Source organism: Pseudomonas karstica, assembly GCF_009707515.1.
GTDB lineage: Bacteria > Pseudomonadota > Gammaproteobacteria > Pseudomonadales > Pseudomonadaceae > Aquipseudomonas > Aquipseudomonas karstica.
Genome location: NZ_WLYI01000050.1, coordinates 1 through 16,110, shown reverse-complemented (window position 1 = coordinate 16,110; position 16,110 = coordinate 1). Strand labels below are relative to the sequence as shown.

12 protein-coding genes are annotated in these 16,110 nt (G+C 59.2%); 9 read left to right on the top strand and 3 right to left on the bottom strand.

Annotation, left to right across the window (positions count from 1 at the left end):
- Window positions 1-2: 2 nt before the first annotated feature.
- The 7 genes from urtE (at window position 3) to ureC (ending at window position 5,229) form a co-directional block, all read left to right on the top strand.
- Window positions 3-701 (top strand): urea ABC transporter ATP-binding subunit UrtE, encoded by a 699-nt coding sequence (gene urtE / locus GIR22_RS24585; RefSeq protein ID WP_154745875.1) that lies wholly within the window; start codon window positions 3-5, stop codon window positions 699-701.
- Between the two features lie 30 nt (window positions 702-731).
- Entirely contained in the window at window positions 732-1,571 is an 840-nt protein-coding gene (locus tag GIR22_RS24580) for an urease accessory protein UreD (protein WP_154745874.1), read from the top strand.
- A 166-nt stretch (window positions 1,572-1,737) separates the two neighbouring features.
- Window positions 1,738-2,040: an urease subunit gamma gene (gene ureA, locus GIR22_RS24575; protein WP_076954533.1), complete on the top strand. Its 303-nt coding sequence runs from the start codon at window positions 1,738-1,740 to the stop codon at window positions 2,038-2,040.
- Between the two features lie 9 nt (window positions 2,041-2,049).
- Window positions 2,050-2,562: a GNAT family N-acetyltransferase gene (locus GIR22_RS24570; protein WP_154745873.1), complete on the top strand. Its 513-nt coding sequence runs from the start codon at window positions 2,050-2,052 to the stop codon at window positions 2,560-2,562.
- Window positions 2,563-2,567: 5 nt separating this feature from the next.
- Window positions 2,568-3,101, top strand: a complete 534-nt coding sequence (locus GIR22_RS24565; RefSeq protein ID WP_154745872.1) for a GNAT family N-acetyltransferase — start codon at window positions 2,568-2,570, stop codon at window positions 3,099-3,101.
- Complete coding sequence (locus GIR22_RS24560; protein ID WP_154745871.1) at window positions 3,098-3,406, top strand: urease subunit beta; 309 nt, start codon at window positions 3,098-3,100, stop codon at window positions 3,404-3,406. The genes GIR22_RS24565 and GIR22_RS24560 overlap by 4 nt, the downstream gene beginning before the upstream one ends.
- A gap of 122 nt (window positions 3,407-3,528) precedes the next feature.
- A complete protein-coding gene (ureC, locus tag GIR22_RS24555) occupies window positions 3,529-5,229 on the top strand; it encodes an urease subunit alpha (RefSeq protein WP_154745870.1) in 1,701 nt (566 codons plus the stop codon).
- A gap of 11 nt (window positions 5,230-5,240) precedes the next feature.
- Here the strand turns inward: ureC and GIR22_RS24550 are convergent, their stop codons facing one another.
- Window positions 5,241-12,251 carry an NEL-type E3 ubiquitin ligase domain-containing protein gene (locus GIR22_RS24550; RefSeq protein ID WP_154745869.1) on the bottom strand — a complete coding sequence of 2,337 codons (7,011 nt, stop codon included), beginning with the start codon at window positions 12,249-12,251 and terminating at the stop codon, window positions 5,241-5,243.
- A 236-nt stretch (window positions 12,252-12,487) separates the two neighbouring features.
- On the opposite strand from GIR22_RS24550, the gene GIR22_RS24545 reads away from it, so the two are divergent.
- Complete coding sequence (locus GIR22_RS24545; RefSeq protein WP_154745868.1) at window positions 12,488-13,615, top strand: sensor histidine kinase; 1,128 nt, start codon at window positions 12,488-12,490, stop codon at window positions 13,613-13,615.
- A 438-nt stretch (window positions 13,616-14,053) separates the two neighbouring features.
- Here GIR22_RS24545 and GIR22_RS24540 read toward each other — a convergent pair whose 3' ends face one another.
- Together GIR22_RS24540 and GIR22_RS24535 are read right to left on the bottom strand one after the other, a co-directional pair.
- Window positions 14,054-14,362, bottom strand: a complete 309-nt coding sequence (locus tag GIR22_RS24540) for a chaperone modulator CbpM (protein ID WP_154745867.1) — start codon at window positions 14,360-14,362, stop codon at window positions 14,054-14,056.
- A gap of 2 nt (window positions 14,363-14,364) precedes the next feature.
- Window positions 14,365-15,312 carry a DnaJ C-terminal domain-containing protein gene (locus tag GIR22_RS24535; protein ID WP_154745866.1) on the bottom strand — a complete coding sequence of 316 codons (948 nt, stop codon included), beginning with the start codon at window positions 15,310-15,312 and terminating at the stop codon, window positions 14,365-14,367.
- A 287-nt stretch (window positions 15,313-15,599) separates the two neighbouring features.
- Here GIR22_RS24535 and GIR22_RS24530 point away from each other — a divergent pair.
- Window positions 15,600-16,110, top strand: a 511-nt coding sequence (locus GIR22_RS24530; protein ID WP_154745865.1) for an Hsp70 family protein, incomplete at its 3' end; no start/stop codon positions are given.

Here is a 16,110-nt window from a genome sequence, read left to right as displayed (position 1 = left end):
ATATGCTGCAAGTCGACAAGCTGCACCAGTATTACGGCGGTAGCCACATTTTGCGGGGCCTGTCGTTCGACGTGAACGTCGGCGAAGTCACCTGCCTGCTGGGCCGCAACGGCGTGGGCAAGACCACCTTGCTCAAGTGCCTGATGGGCCTGTTGCCGGCCAAGGAAGGTGTGGTGAATTGGGAAGGCCGCGCCATTACCGGCCTCAAGCCGCACCAGCGGGTGCATGCCGGCATCGCCTATGTGCCCCAGGGCCGGGAGATTTTCGGGCGGTTGACGGTGGAAGAAAACTTGCTGATGGGGCTTTCCCGTTTTGCTGCAAAAGAAGCCAAGGAAGTCCCGGCCTTTATCTACGAACTGTTCCCGGTGCTGCTGCAAATGAAGCACCGTCGAGGCGGTGACTTGTCCGGTGGTCAACAGCAGCAGTTGGCCATCGGTCGCGCCCTGGCCAGCCGCCCGCGTCTGTTGATCCTCGATGAGCCCACCGAAGGTATCCAGCCGTCGGTGATCAAGGAGATCGGTGTGGTGATCAAAAAGCTTGCCGAACGCGGCGACATGGCGATCCTGCTGGTGGAGCAGTTCTACGACTTTGCCGCCGAACTGGCCGACCAATACCTGGTGATGTCCCGGGGCGAAATCGTCCAGCAGGGCCGTGGTGAAAATATGCAAGCCGAGGGTGTACGCGGCCTGGTTACCATCTAATCTGTAGCGTTCCAGCGATAAGCACTGACCATGACTCTTCCTGCCCCCACCGCCCTGTTCACCCCCAGCTGGCATGCCGAGCTGGAACTCGGCTACGCACAGTTTGGCGATACCACACGCCCGGTGCTGCGCCGCCACAAGGGCCCGCTGCGGGTGCAAAAGCACCTGTACGCCGAGGGCCCCGAGGTGTGCCAGCACATCATCGTCCATCCGCCCGGCGGGATTGCCGGCGGTGACCGGCTGGACATCACCGCCCACGTTGCCGAGGGCGCCTGGGCGCAGTTGACCAGCCCCGGCGCGGCCAAGTGGTACCGCGCGGCTGGGCCAGCCTATCAGCAGTTGGAGTTGACCGTGGAAGCCGGTGCGACGCTGGAATGGCTGCCACAGGAAACCATCGTGTTCAGCGCCGCCCAGGCCGAGCTCACCACCCGCATCGAGCTTGAAGGCGATGCCCGGCTGTTTTACTGGGACGTGGTGGCCCTGGGACGCCCGGCCAGCGGCGAGCGTTTTGACCTGGGGCACTTCCAGTCAGCCCTGGATATCCGTCGCGACGGCCAGTTGCTGTGGCACGAACGTCAGCGCATTGTCGGTGACGACGGTTTGCTCGACTCGCCGATTGGCCTGGATGGGCAACCGGTGTTTGCGACGTTGCTGGTGACGGGTGAAATCGACAGTGAGTTATTGGAGCAATGTCGCTCGCTGCCCCATGCAGTGCGCGGCGACCTGAGCCAATTGCCCGGCCTGCTGGTAGCACGCTGCCTGGCCAGCGAAGCACTGCTGGCGCGGGGTTGGTTGATTGATTTATGGCGCCTGTTGCGCCCAGCGATGCTGGGGCGCGAGGCGGTCTCACCGAGAATTTGGAACACATGAACATCAACGCCGCCCACTCTGTAGGAGCGAGCTTGCTCGCGAAGATCGCCAACGATAACGCACCCACCTTGAAGGGTCGCGGTGCCCGGATGGTTTTCGCGAGCAAGCTCGCTCCTACAAGGGATGGCGCTCGGTATTTAAATTGCCTGACCATGGACCTTGAACAATGGACCTGACCCCACGGGAAAAAGACAAACTGCTGATCTTCACCGCAGGCTTGGTGGCCGAGCGGCGCTTGGCGCGCGGCGTGAAGCTCAACTATCCAGAAACTATTGCCTATATTTCTGCCGCGCTGATGGAAGGCGCCCGCGACGGTCGTACCGTGGCCGACCTGATGCACTACGGCACCACTCTGCTCAGTCGCGAACAGGTCATGCAAGGTATCCCGGAAATGATCCCGGATATCCAAGTGGAAGCCACCTTCCCCGACGGCACCAAACTGGTCACCGTCCATCAACCCATCGCCTGAGGCCCGGCCATGATTCGTGACGCAACAGAAACCGACCTACCGGCGATTCGCGACATCTACAACGACGCGGTGCTGAACACCACGGCGATCTGGAACGAGCAACCGGTGGACCTGAGCAACCGCCAGGCCTGGTTCAGCGCCCGACAAGCGCAGTCTTACCCGATCCTGGTGGCGGTCGAGGACGGGCACGTCACCGGCTACGCTTCGTTCGGCGACTGGCGGCCCTTCGAAGGTTTCCGTCATACCGTCGAACACTCGGTGTATGTGCGCAGCGACCAGCGCGGCAAAGGCCTCGGCCCACACTTGATGCAGGCCCTGATCGAACGGGCGAAAACCTGCGACAAGCATGTGATGGTCGCCGCCATCGAAAGTGGCAACCTGGCCTCGATCCGCTTGCATGAACGTCTTGGTTTCAACATCACCGGGCAGATGCCGCAAGTAGGTACCAAGTTCGGACGCTGGCTGGACCTGACCTTCATGCAACTGACGCTGAACCCGGGCACGGAACCGCCCAAGGAGTGACGCCGATGAACGCCGCTCAACTGCATCACGTCAATGCGATGAGTTTTGCCCATTACCGCCAAGGCTTGATCGAGCTGTTGCTGGATGCGGTGGAGCATGGCGCGTCCGTGGGGTTCATGGCCGACTTCGACGAGGCTCAAGCCCGTACTTATCTAAACAGCGTACAGGCGGGCGTCGAAGATGCCAGCCTGTTGCTGTGGGTGGTCGTGCGCAATGAACAGGTGCTGGCCTGCGTGCAATTGGCGCTGTGCCAGAAAGCCAACGGGCTGAACCGTGCCGAGGTGCAAAAGCTGCTGGTACACAGCGAGGCCCGCCGTCGCGGCCTGGGCCAGCAACTGATGAACGCCCTGGAACTGAGCGCCGGTGAACACAAGCGCGGCCTGCTGTACCTGGACACCGAAGCCGGCTCTGGCGCAGAGGCCTTCTATCGGTCCCTGGGCTACACCAGGCTCGGTGAACTGCCCGACTACTGCCAAAGCCCGGACGGACGCTACAGCCCGACCGCCATCTATTTCAAGAACCTGGGGCAACCTGCATGATTCCTGGCGAATACCGGATCCAGCCCGGCGAGATCGAACTCAATGTCGGCCGTCGCACCCTCAGCCTGAGCGTGGCCAACAGCGGCGACCGACCGATCCAGGTCGGTTCCCATTATCATTTTTTCGAAACCAATGACGCGCTGACCTTCGATCGAGCCCTCAGTCGCGGCATGCGCCTGAATATTCCGGCGGGCACCGCGGTGCGATTTGAGCCGGGGCAGAGTCGAACTGTCGAGCTCGTCGACCTGAGCGGGTTGCGCCGAGTCTATGGGTTTGCCGGGCGCATCATGGGTGACCTGGGCTAACCCCGCTGGCAAAACCTGCAATGGGCTGCGAAGCGGCCCCTGCATATCAACCTGAACAAAGGTCCTTCGGCCCTTATCCCAGCCTGACGGCAGCGGCTACAGGTCGACACCAAGGAATATTGATGAAGATTTCCAGACAAGCTTACGCCGACATGTACGGCCCCACCGTCGGTGACAAGGTCCGCTTGGCCGACACCGAACTGTGGGTCGAAGTGGAACAGGACTTCACCACCTACGGCGAAGAAGTGAAATTCGGCGGCGGCAAAGTCATTCGTGACGGCCAGGGCCAGGGCCAACTGCTGGCTGCAGAGGTAGTCGATACGGTGATCACCAACGCGCTGATCATCGATCACTGGGGCATCGTCAAGGCCGACGTCGGCCTGAACAACGGCCGCATCGCCGGAATCGGCAAGGCCGGTAACCCGGACATCCAGCCCGGCGTGACCATCGCCATCGGCGCCAGCACCGAAGTCATAGCCGGTGAAGGCATGATCCTCACTGCCGGCGGCATTGACTCCCACGTGCACTTCATTTGCCCGCAGCAGATCGAAGAGGCACTGACCAGCGGCGTCACCACCATGATCGGCGGTGGCACCGGCCCTGCCACCGGCACCAATGCCACCACCTGCACCCCTGGGCCCTGGCACTTGGCGCGCATGCTTCAGGCCGCCGACTCATTTGCGATGAACCTGGGTTTTACCGGCAAGGGCAATGCCAGTGTGCCGGGACCGCTGATCGAACAGGTCAAGGCCGGCGCCATTGGTTTGAAGCTGCATGAAGACTGGGGCACCACGCCGGCGAGCATCGACAACTGCCTGAGCGTCGCCGACGAATACGACGTGCAGGTGGCGATTCACAGCGACACCCTCAACGAATCCGGCTTTGTCGAAACCACCCTCGCCGCCTTCAAGGGCCGCACCATCCATACCTACCACACCGAAGGTGCCGGTGGCGGCCACGCGCCGGATATCATCAAGGCCTGCGGCTTTGCCAACGTATTGCCCAGTTCCACCAACCCGACCCGGCCGTTCACCCGCAACACCATCGACGAACACCTCGACATGCTGATGGTTTGTCATCACCTCGACCCAAGTATTGCCGAAGACGTGGCCTTCGCTGAAAGCCGCATCCGTCGCGAAACCATCGCTGCCGAAGACATCCTCCACGACCTCGGCGCGTTTTCGATGATCAGTTCCGACAGCCAGGCCATGGGCCGCGTGGGTGAAGTGATCATGCGCACCTGGCAAACCGCCGACAAGATGAAAAAACAGCGCGGCCCGCTGCCGGGTGACGGCGCAGACAACGACAACTTCCGCGCCAAGCGCTACATCGCCAAGTACACCATCAACCCGGCGATCACCCACGGCATCAGCCATGAAGTGGGCTCTATCGAAGTGGGTAAATGGGCCGACCTGGTGCTTTGGCGCCCGGCGTTTTTTGGCGTCAAACCGACCCTGATCCTCAAGGGCGGCGCGATTGCCTCAAGCTTGATGGGTGATGCCAATGCGTCGATCCCCACGCCGCAACCGGTGCACTACCGCCCCATGTTTGCCAGCTTCGGCAGCTCGCTGCACGCCACCAGCCTGACCTTTATCAGCCAGGCGGCAGCGGATGCCGGCTTGCCAGAAGCACTGGGTTTGAAGAAGCAGATTGCCGTGGTCAAAGGCTGCCGCGACGTGCAGAAAACCGACCTGATCCACAACGACCACCTGCCGGATATCGAGGTCGACCCGCAGACTTATCAGGTCAAGGCCGATGGCGTGTTGCTGTGGTGTGAACCAGCGGATGTGTTGCCCATGGCCCAGCGGTATTTTCTATTCTAAGCCGGCCCCTGTCAGTTCCTTGAGGTGCCTGGTTGGTTCGGCGCACGCACCGAGGGCGGTAGTTGCGCGACCTCTTGACGGGACAACTCCAGGAGTTTTTGATTTCGCGCAGTCGTGAGTTCAATCTCCAGGACGGTCGCAGCCTCGTTATAGGCTTCGTCGAAGTTTGCATGATCGCTTTCAAGCTTTTCACGCTTTTGTGTCGTACTTTGATCCAATGCGCTAAACACCTCGGGGAATTTCTGCTTGAGGTAGTCCACCCAGTAGTCACGTGTAATCAGGTCTTCATAAAAGGCAGCGGTTGCTTCTGCGTTATTCACCGCCTCAAGTGCGCTGGCCAGTGCCGCTCCGCTGATAGGCCTGCCAAACGACATGTGCCTGGGTTGCCCTGGCAGATCCAGCGGCTCCTTGAGCCCCAGCCGATACTCCAAACGCACTTCCGCAGGATCGGTGTGACGCCCTTGGGTGCGTATGCTTTTGTCAGCCAGCTTCTCGACCTCGCCCAGGCGAAATAACTGCCGGGACAACTTCAATAAGGACGCGCCTTTCTGGTCCAGATGAGCAGGATCGACTTCAAGTAAAGCATTGTATTCATAGACTTTAACCTCCAGTCCACTGAACGTCAGGATTCTACCGTCGACACAGGTGCCATGGGTGTCTGACAAACGGAACAACACTTGCCTGAGCTCACTGTCGCTGCCCGCTGCTTTCAATACCTCCCAGACCCGGCGTGTCAGGTCCGCTCGGGCAACAATGAACTCTGCCGTATCCTGCAAGCGCTCCAGCAAATGAAATAACCTCTCATGACCAGGCTCGCCCGCCAACTGCGCCCAGAGCAACCGACTGTCAGGCTGCGCGTCTGGAACAAGGCTTTGCAACCATAACGCCAAGTGCTCATCCCCTACCGACTCCTCGGCTATCACCTCATCTGAGGTGCTGCTGTCGATCACACTTTCATCGGTGCGGTCACTGTCAAAGTCATCGATCAGTTCATCAAGCTCTGAGCGTGTGAATCCGAATATTGGGTTGAGGCGTCGCTCATTTGCGTAGGTCCTGATCCGTTCAAGTGCGTCCCGCGACAGCTCACGGTTATCAAACAGATAGGTGTTCGACATCAGTTGATCGTGGGTACCGTCCAGCGCCTGGGGCGGAATCGAGGTGAGGTCGTTGCCTGCCAGGTTAAGCCCGGTCAGGGACTCGGCCTGCCACACGCCTTCGGGCCATTGCGTCAATTGATTATTGTGCAGGTCCAGGTTCTGAAGCCGCCTGAAGCCGTCGAGCGTGAAACTTTCCAGGTTGCAATTGGCCAAGATCAGCGTATGCAGATGCTCCAGGCCTGCCAGCGAGCGGTGCAACGCCTCAGGCGCCATGAAGCCGGTATAAGACAGTTCAAGGTGCTGCAATTGACTCATGTCGGCGATAGCCTCAGGCAATGCCTGATGCAACTCATTACCGCTGAGGTAGAGCAAATGAACATTGGAAAAAGCACCCAGGAAGTCGTTGGAGCCCTGCTCGGAAAGCCGCACACCCCTCAATAGCAGAGTCCTGACATGTGCAAAGGAGCCTGGCAGCTCAGGCAAGTCGCCTGTTTGCAGAAAACTGAGGTCCAGTTGCGCAGGCTCCTCACGGTCCACCACCTGTAACCCGTCACGCCAGCATTCAATGATGCGCAAGGCTGCCATTTGGCGAGTCTGCGACGACACCACCCAGTCGGCCCCACGGGTCTCTCGGACCAGTACCCAAGCATTCAAACGACGTGTCAGTGCATCGCAGGTCTGGCCCCAACCGGTGATCTGCTCGTGCAATTGCGGGTCCGTGATTCCCTCCTCGCGCTGTTGATCAATCCACTTGAGCACTTCATCGGCATCGAGGCCGGGATACAAACGCAACAGGCGAGTCTGCAACGACTGCGTGCCTTCCAAAGGCTCGGCAGGCAGCAACGGCAGCAGATAGCGAGTGCTCAACGAGTCGTTTTCACTGGGAGGGAAGACGTCCGGTATCGACTCAAGAGCCAACCTGGCCAGAGTCCCTGGCGACAGGCCCCAGGTCTGTTCAAACCGCAGGCGTGCCGCTGTCAGCTCAGCTTGAGCCGGCACGCTGAGGGAGGTGCCGCTCAGGTGGGTATTGATCAACACCTGATCCCGAGCCAGGGCCATCTGCGGCAAGGCGGTGATAGGGGTATCGCGCACGTCCAGCCAAAGGGGGTCCAGCAGCGACTCTGCACCCGTTGGCCATGCGCGCAAGCGGGTGGCGCGCAGGTTCAGGGAGTGAAGTCGACTCAGCATGCTGACATCCAACCCGGTCAACGGGTTGTTGCTCAGGTTCAGATGTTCAAGCACCGGCAGATCGCCCGGCTTGAAGGACATAGCTGCCAGCTCGCCATTGCTGAGGTCGAGCGTTCGGGTTTCGTTGAAACCACAAACAAAACGTTGCAAATGCTCGCCCGGCACGCGCATTTGTTTCAGGCTCAGGCGGCTCACATGCGCGAAGGCCCCGGCAGGCAGCTCCGGTAACGAGGTTAGCTGCAAGTCGGACAAACCAAACACCGACGGTTCTCGCGTTAGGTTCGAGAGGCCAAAAGCATGCAACGGCTGCTCCGTGAGGAGTATGTACCGGCGGACCAACTCGCTACGCCAATTGACCTTCAAGGCATAGGCCGCCGTGCTCATGGCACTGCGCTCGAGCACCTGGCGCGACGTGTTCAGCCACAGGTCAAGTTGTCGGCCAAGTTCACTGTGCTGCACGCTCAAGGTCTCGATGGCCTCGAACCTGGCCTGGAGGCCTGGCCATAGCTCGGCAAAATGGGTGCGCAGCGAGGAGAAATATCGGACGTCTATTTCGGCCAGGCGAAAAAGCTCGCCCTTGCAGTAGTCCCCCACCATTTCATTCAAATCAACCAAGTGCAGGGGCTGACGGCGCAGGTACTCATAAAGTGGTTTAAAGGCCCCACGCGTAACTTTCGACCAATCCTGTGACAGGCCGGCCAATAGTCGATCATGCCCTGGATAGAGGCCTGCCGGCAGGGTATCGATGCCCGTTGCGCGCAGATTCAGGCGTTCCAGCAGCGGTAACTCAAGTACTCCGCTCGGCCATTGCTTCATCTGACTGTCACTCACGCTCAGCCTGCGTAGCCGGTTAAAGCCACGAACGTCCAACACGGGGCTTTCGCCAGGCTGTACATCCTCCTCGGCGGGGGATGTAAGGGTAAGTGCCTCAAGGCTGGACAGGGCCTTCAGACGGGTTATCACCTGCGAAGTTATCGGCGTATAGAGGTTCAGGCTGGTCAGTTGTCGCAGGTTTCTCAGCGACTCGAACACACTGTCGACGTTGCCCTGCATCACCTGGACTTCAAGTGTTTCCACTGAAGGACAGCGCGCTAAAAAATCACCGGCATTTGGCACAATCAGCTTCAGATCCCGAACATGGGAAAAGTTGGCCGTGATGAGAGGCAAGGGTTCGAAAGCGATTATGCTCAACTGGCTAAAGCGGAGCTCCTGGTCCGCCAGGGGCGCATGTCGCCACGACGCCTTGATACTGTCCACGATCGCCCGGCGCCCGAAAGCAAAGGCTTGCAGCGCTGGAAACCGCCCTATCACCCACTCCTCAAGCGTTGACTCAAGGGTTTCCCACTCGCTCAACAGTGCTTGCAAATGAGCATAAAGCTGCCCATCGGTTTGGCCCGCCCGTCGCAGCTTGAGGAGATAACCATTGGCCTGTTGATCAGTCAAACCAGGGTAAACGGCCCGGACGCGAGCCACCAGCGGGGCCTCCATACCTGGGCCGCGACCGCTGGCGTAATAGCCCACCCATTTATCCCTCAACCTTACCGGAGACTTGTTCATCCTTTTTTTGGCGCCGCGCTGCTCAAGCAATTGCGCCATCTCACCGGGATGCTGGGTGGCATAGTCGATAATTGCTTGGCGCAGCTCAACATGCTGGCCCACATTGGGAACGTTCAATGCCCGGCGAGTCTCACTGGGCAAGGCATGCATGAGGGCGGAGAAAAAATTATCACCTGATACCGGAAGGCCGTTAAGCGCCTCGCCCCGCTCATTGAACGCTTGGTACACCGGACCTTTCTTGAGCAGATACCTGCGAATCCGCGCCGTCTCGTTGCCAATACTGCCGATCAGGGGCCCGCCAAGGCTGGTGTCGCGGATCTCCAGGCGCACGTTATCCGACCAACCCGGCAACTTCTGCAAGGCATGCAGCGCCAGGCGCTTGCTGTCGAGCGAGGCCATACTCTCCAGGTGCAAACCGGCATACGCGTTGCTCAGGCGCCCTTGTTGCGCATACCAACGTGCGTGTTCCAACATCCTCAAAGGAAAGCGTGCGGTGCTCGCCAGGCGATTGAACTCCTCGCTATCGGCCTGGGCCAACACGGTGTTGGCGGCAGACTCGCTGAGCCCTGGCGTCACGTGCTGCAAGCGCCGCACAAGATCGGCCTTGGGCTCCGTGCCTTGATAAAGACTTTCGAATATGTCCGGTTGGCGAGTCGTGACGAAGTCAGCAAGCTGTTTGCTGAACTCTTGAGGCCTTGTTGCTTTGACCCGTGCGGGCTCATCGCCGAGCAGGCGAGTAATTTGCGACTCGTCGAGTGCCTGCAAAATACGTGTGGGCAACTCACCCTGCATGGCATCGGCCCGACTGATCTTGATCGGTGTCTTGGCCGTACCTGACGCAACCTGGCGCTCGGAACCGTACTTGATCGAAGGCCCCGTCAAGTCGCCCCTTTCGAACACCTCCAGTACCTGGTCCCGCGGCCAGCGTGGTAGCTCGGTAATCAGGGGCAAGATGTACAAATAGCGACCATTGATCAATTGCCAGCCTCTTACTTGCTTGATGACCTGGCCCACGCCCTGCTCAGCCTCGAACAAACGAAGGGTGTCTGCCAATTCGGGAGGCGGCGCAAAGTTGTCCAAGTGCATCTTGCGCAACACATTGTCGCTGACGCCACTGATGTCAGCGATTGTCAGCAGTTGCTCATCCGTGAATATCTCCGTCACATGCCCCATACGCCGCAATAGCATCAACCGATCCCATGTATCCGGGCGCTCCAGGGTAGAGCGCCAAGCGCCGGCGCCGTTGTGAGTAAGGACAGGCCGGTAGGCCTGCGGATCGCTCGGGTGCTCGATGCGCCAGCGCTTGAGGGGCTCATCATAGGTTTTCTGGTAAACCTTGCCGTCTTGGCGAATGTAAGTCTTGCCGTTCAGCTCATATTGGCCCAGCGCATTCGGGCCGGTGCTACGGTCCAGAATGCCAGGGCTTTCGTAGCCGCTCAGAGCGGGTTTCCACAAACGGGTCTCGCCATTGGGCAGGGTGACCTGCTCCAAACCCTCGATCATCGGCTCGGTCTTGACTGCGCCCAGTTTGGCCAAGCCTTTGCTTGCACCCGCCATCACGGCAAAAAGGGCCAGGTTTTCTGCCACATCTATCAGGTGCGTCTTTGCTGCCTTGCGGTCACCTTCATTCCACTCGTGCGCGGCTTCACAGGTCTGAGCCAGTAATTGGGCCACCATCGCCCCCATCATGAGTCCGCCCAACACCGGCACAAACATTGACGCGCCGGTCAACGCCAACATGCCGACATCCAACAAGCTGGCGAATTTTTCCGAGCGCAACCGGGCATCGATTTCCGCCGAGGGCACCGCGTGAGCACGGGCGTCGGCGATGAGCTTGTCGCGATACTGCTCAAACAGGTAATCCCACAGGTTGCGGGTCCATATGCCCTCCCCTTCGCGGGGCATGGCGCCTGGCGCAAGATAGGGATCAGGGTTGGGCTCCTGTGGGGCCTGGTGGGCAGGCGGCAACTCCTTGAGTTGGTAAAGACCCGAAAAGGGATCAATGCTGCTCAACTTATTGAGCAGCGGCGCATACGGCGCCAGCTTCTGGCCGAACGTTTGCGCGGGTTTATCCTGGGTGAACTGGGAGAAGTAGTACGGGCGGTCGGCATAGGCCACGAACTGGCTGAAAAACCGCTGATACGCTATTAGGCCGCCATCGTTGGGAGAAGAGATATCACGGTCGGTGAAACGGTGCCCGAAAAGCGTGGCCATTTCAGCCCTGGTATAGCGTTTCAGGGGATATGCAGGATCATTGGGGATATAGAGGATCAACGCATCGGAACGTCCATATAAATCACCGACCGAGAACAGCACGCAGCCGGTCATTCTACGTCCCATCAAGCCAAACTCACATATATTGACCAGCTTACCGCCCAGGCGCGGCTGGAAGTTTCCATTGATGACCGACAGCACCATTGTGTAATCCTGGGGCTCGATATCCCGCTTCAACAGTGCCATTTCGGCCGCCGCGCGCATGGCGGTTTTCTGGGCGTTTCTGAAGGTGTCGCGAAGTCGCGCGCTTGCCTCGAGCGTGCTCGGGTGCATATAGCTTTTGAGGAAATCCTGATACTTCGCGCCGATGTCCAGCGAACGGCACAGCCTCGTGAACTGAGCCACCGTCAAGGCCGGGGTAATGGCCTCGAAAGTGCTCGAGGTGGAGGCTTTTTGTGAGAAGCCCGAAGACGCATGGAAAGCGCCGGGTTCACATTCCGATTCTTCGAAGTTATGCAGGGCAGCCTGCAGCAGTGGCAACCTCAAGACTTCAAAGTGGGTGACTTCGATGGCAAAAAGTCCTGCTTCCAGCGGTTTTCTCAACACCAGGTAGGTTTCGTCGACATCCAGCTCAACATTGAACTGGTCCTTCAAGGCACTGGCCAGTAACGGCTTGGCAAACGTGTCGATGGCCTGGAGGTTTATCATGGCCTTGTCCAGGAGGGTTTGTGCGTTGAAGCTCTCGGTGCAGCTGTCGTGCAGGGCAGTACGTTGCGCAGGTGATGCGCGCAAGTACCAGTCCGGCAATGGGGTATTGGCTGTTTTTAGTTCCGTGCGCCGTTGTGGCCTTGCGTTGACGAGCCAATCGGGAATGGCCTTTTCGAGGAACGGGCCGTGGATGCTTAGGGATGCCGGTGGTGGCTGGGGCCCTGACGTGGTGATGGCGGGAGTGGGGGTATCGGCCATGGTCTCTCTCCTGAGAAGTAAGCCGCTAGCACACCATGTCCGACAGTGGGTTCAGCGATAGATAGTTGCTGCCTGGTCATCAGTTACCTGACCACAGATGTTCTGGGATGCCTCCATGACACGTCCGGCTTTAACCGTTCATCGGCAGATTTGCGCCTCGTCAGTGAAGGAACGTGGGTGTGGCGCTAAAATGCGCCACACCCCCCTCATTGTCGCCCTGCAAGGTAGCCACGGCCATGCGCCTATCCGCATTCATCACTGCAAACACCAACCGGATCGTTGATGAGTGGGAGCAATTTGCCGAAACCCTGACGCCCGCCGCAGACACCTTGAACCGCACACAACTGCGCGACCACGCCCACTCGATCCTGCTCGCCGCAGCACGAGACATGAACACCCGTCAAACCGCCAGTGAACAAGTAGCCAAGGCCAAGGGCGAAGGCTTCGAAAAAAACCCAACCCTGGATCAAGCCGCCGCCAGCCATGGCGAGTTACGCCACACCGTAGGCTTTGACCTGGTGCAGATGACCGCCGAGTTTCGTCACCTGCGGGCCTGCGTGATTCGCCTGTGGGTCAACAGCCTGGCCTCACCGGACCTGGCGTATTTCCAGGACATGATCCGCTTCAATGAAGCTATCGACGAAGCGCTGGCCGAGTCCACGGCGGCCTACGCCGAGCAAGTCAATCGCTCGCGGGATATTTTTCTCGCCATCCTCGGCCACGACCTGCGCGCGCCGTTGCAAGCGGTGAACATGTCGTCCGAAATGCTGCTGCGCAAGGCTCGGCTGGACAGCGACGGCCTGAGCCTGGTGGGCAATATCAAGAACGGTGCCCGGCACATGGGGGCGATGGTCAACGACCTGCTGGAATTTGTACGCAGCCGACTGGGCAGCAGCCTGCCTATCGAACCGAAGCCCATGAACCTTGCACAAGCGGCGCAAGCGGCCATTGATGAAGCCTGCGCCGGGCGCCCGGACTGCCACCCGGCCTTGCACATTCACGGTGACACCCAGGGGCAGTGGGATCGCGGGCGCATCGACCAGTTGTTGCAGAACTTGATTGGCAATGCCTTGCAACACGGCTGGAATAGCCACGCGGTGACCCTGACCCTCGAGGGTACGGCCGACACCGTGGTGCTGAACATGCACAACTACGGCACACCGATTCCCCAAGCCGCCCTGGGCAGCGTCTTCGATCCATTGGTGCGTAGCGCCACTGAAGAATTGGGCAACACGTCCACCAGCTTGGGACTGGGGTTGTTTATCGTCAAGGAAGTGGTGCAAGCCCACCGGGGCACGATTGAAGTGGCGTCCACTGAGACTGAAGGCACTACGTTTACCGTGGTGTTGCCGCGTAAGTTCTAGGGGTTTGTGCAGGTTCATGTGGAATGCTGGTTTGCTCACTGCGTAGCCAGAGCCGTCTTGTGTAGGAGCGAGCTTGCTCGCGAAAAACCTGAGGCCGCCTCGGGGTACCCAATTTCCCGCGTTATCGTTAACGACCTTCGCGAACAAGCTCGCTCCTACAGGGGGTCGTGCTTTTGATTTTGATCTGGGGCGCCCCGTTAAACCACGGGCACACCGAGCCAGAGCGAGGTGCCAAGTGGTGGGGCAAGAGCCCTTTGCTTACTTTGGGTTTTTCCAAAGTGAGTCGCGGTAAAAACCAAACCATAAGCCGCCGTGACCGCGACAATGGATATGCCCCCCCGTAAAGGTGTGTAGATACCGATACGACAATAAGCCTGGAACAAACGACACCAATGTTCCCAGTACTAACCTAGCTAAAGCCCAACAGCCCTCACACCCTCATGGGTTTTGCACCAACCGCCCCAGCCGCTGCTTGAGCATCTGATTCTCGGCCCGCAACTGCTGGACTTCTTCCAGGAGGTTCAGCGCCAGGGCGACGCCTTCCCATTCCAACTCAAGGTCCTTGCGCAGCGCCGATGCACGCTTGGCCACAGCCAACTCGTAATCAGTGAAGCGCCAGGACTCAGGGCTTTTACCCTCGGGTTCAACGATGCCGTGTTCGACAATCTCAATCACGTAGGCCACCGACAAATCGGCGGCCTCACAAAACTCTGTCATGTTCACTTGAACCACACGGGGGTTGCTCATCGTTAGCTACTCCATGTTTCTCTCGGATCAAAGGCGGCCTTTTTCGCCAGTTCCTGCCACAACGCCTTGACCTCCTCGTCGGTGTTTTTCGGCATGACGGCCTTGAGTTGCACAAACAGGTAACCGCGCTGCCCGGCCTTGTTCAGCAAGCCGTGGCCTTTGGCGCGCATGCGCTGGCCGTTCTGGCTGCCGGCCGGCACTTTCAAGTTGATCTTGCCAGTGAGGGTGGGCACCGCGACTTCCGTGCCCAACGCCAACTCCCAGGGTGCCAGTGGCAAGGTGATGATCAGGTTTTCGCCTTCCACGTCGAATTTCGGGTGAGGCGCAAACTGGATGATCAAATACAGGTCGCCACTGGCACCGCCGCCAATCCCTGGTGCGCCCTGGCCCTTGAGGCGGATGCGCTCGCCATCGGCAACGCCGGCCGGAATCTTCACGTTCAGGCTTTTAGTGGTGTTGCTGACGTGCTGGCCCGCCGCATTGTATTGCGGTACCTGGAAGTTGACCGCCTTGGACTCGTTGGACAGGGTTTCTTCCAGGGATACTGGCAATTGCATTTCCACATCCTGCCCTCGACGCCCGGCACTGCGGCCTTGGGTGCCACCGAAACCATTGCCACGGGAACCGAAGATCGAACTGAAGAAGTCCGAAAACTCGCCGGTGTCCGCACCGCTGCCACCATAGCCGCCACGGCCCTGCCAACCTGGCGGGCCCTGGAACGGCTGGCCATGCTGGCCGTATTTGCGCAATTCATCATATTCGGCGCGTTTATCGGCACTTTTCAGCGCTTCATACGCCTCGGACGCGTCCTTGAATTTGGATTCGGCGTCCTTTTCCTTGCTGACGTCAGGATGATATTTACGTGCCAGCTTGCGATAGGCCGCCTTGATCGCCTTGTCGTCCGCTGTCGGCTCTACGCCGAGAATCTTGTAATAATCTTTGAAGTCCATCGGAGTATCACCATCCATTATCGATATCGCACTGCCAGTCTCACAGCATGCGCCTGTTTGCGGCGCCTGGATTGACCGATCTCAATCGTGTGACCTGGGGGTGCGTCAGAAGTTTATCGCCGCTGCGAGCAAAAACTTGCAGCCACCAATCGTATGGAGGGGATTTGGGGGCAAACGCCCACCTTTCAAGGTAACAAGTATGCGGTATTTAGCGGATAGTCGGCCTACGCATCTGAACGCGAGTGGCATACACTGCGCGGCCGTTTTTCAACCGGAACCCGATAGACATGAAAAACCCAGCCCCAGCCCGTGCCTGCGGCATCGACTTTGGCACGTCCAACTCTACTGTCGGATGGATCCGTCCCGGCATGGAAACGCTTATCGAGCTGGAGGACGACAAGATCACGCTGCCGTCGGTGGTGTTCTTCAACTTCGAAGAACGCCGCCCGGTCTATGGCCGCCTGGCGCTGCACGAGTACCTGGAAGGTTATGAGGGACGCTTGATGCGCTCGCTCAAGAGCTTGCTGGGCTCCAAACTGATCAAGCACGACACCAGCATATTGGGCACGGCCATGCCCTTCACCGACTTGCTCGCGCTGTTTATCGGCCAACTCAAAAGCCGCGCCGAGGCCAATGCCGGGCGCGAGTTCGAGGAAGTGGTACTGGGCCGCCCAGTGTTTTTCGTCGACGATGACCCAATGGCCGACAAAGAAGCCGAAGACACCCTGGTGGACGTCGCCCGCAAGATCGGCTTCAAGGAAGTCTCGTTCCAATACGAGCCGATTGCCGCGGCATTCG

Coding starts and splice junctions, on each gene's coding strand:
- urtE (WP_154745875.1), top strand. CDS start 3: ATGCTGCAAGTCGACAAGCTGCACCAGTATTACGGCGGTAGCCACATT.
- GIR22_RS24580 (WP_154745874.1), top strand. CDS start 732: ATGACTCTTCCTGCCCCCACCGCCCTGTTCACCCCCAGCTGGCATGCC.
- ureA (WP_076954533.1), top strand. CDS start 1,738: ATGGACCTGACCCCACGGGAAAAAGACAAACTGCTGATCTTCACCGCA.
- GIR22_RS24570 (WP_154745873.1), top strand. CDS start 2,050: ATGATTCGTGACGCAACAGAAACCGACCTACCGGCGATTCGCGACATC.
- GIR22_RS24565 (WP_154745872.1), top strand. CDS start 2,568: ATGAACGCCGCTCAACTGCATCACGTCAATGCGATGAGTTTTGCCCAT.
- GIR22_RS24560 (WP_154745871.1), top strand. CDS start 3,098: ATGATTCCTGGCGAATACCGGATCCAGCCCGGCGAGATCGAACTCAAT.
- ureC (WP_154745870.1), top strand. CDS start 3,529: ATGAAGATTTCCAGACAAGCTTACGCCGACATGTACGGCCCCACCGTC.
- GIR22_RS24550 (WP_154745869.1), bottom strand. CDS start 12,251: ATGGCCGATACCCCCACTCCCGCCATCACCACGTCAGGGCCCCAGCCA.
- GIR22_RS24545 (WP_154745868.1), top strand. CDS start 12,488: ATGCGCCTATCCGCATTCATCACTGCAAACACCAACCGGATCGTTGAT.
- GIR22_RS24540 (WP_154745867.1), bottom strand. CDS start 14,362: ATGAGCAACCCCCGTGTGGTTCAAGTGAACATGACAGAGTTTTGTGAG.
- GIR22_RS24535 (WP_154745866.1), bottom strand. CDS start 15,312: ATGGACTTCAAAGATTATTACAAGATTCTCGGCGTAGAGCCGACAGCG.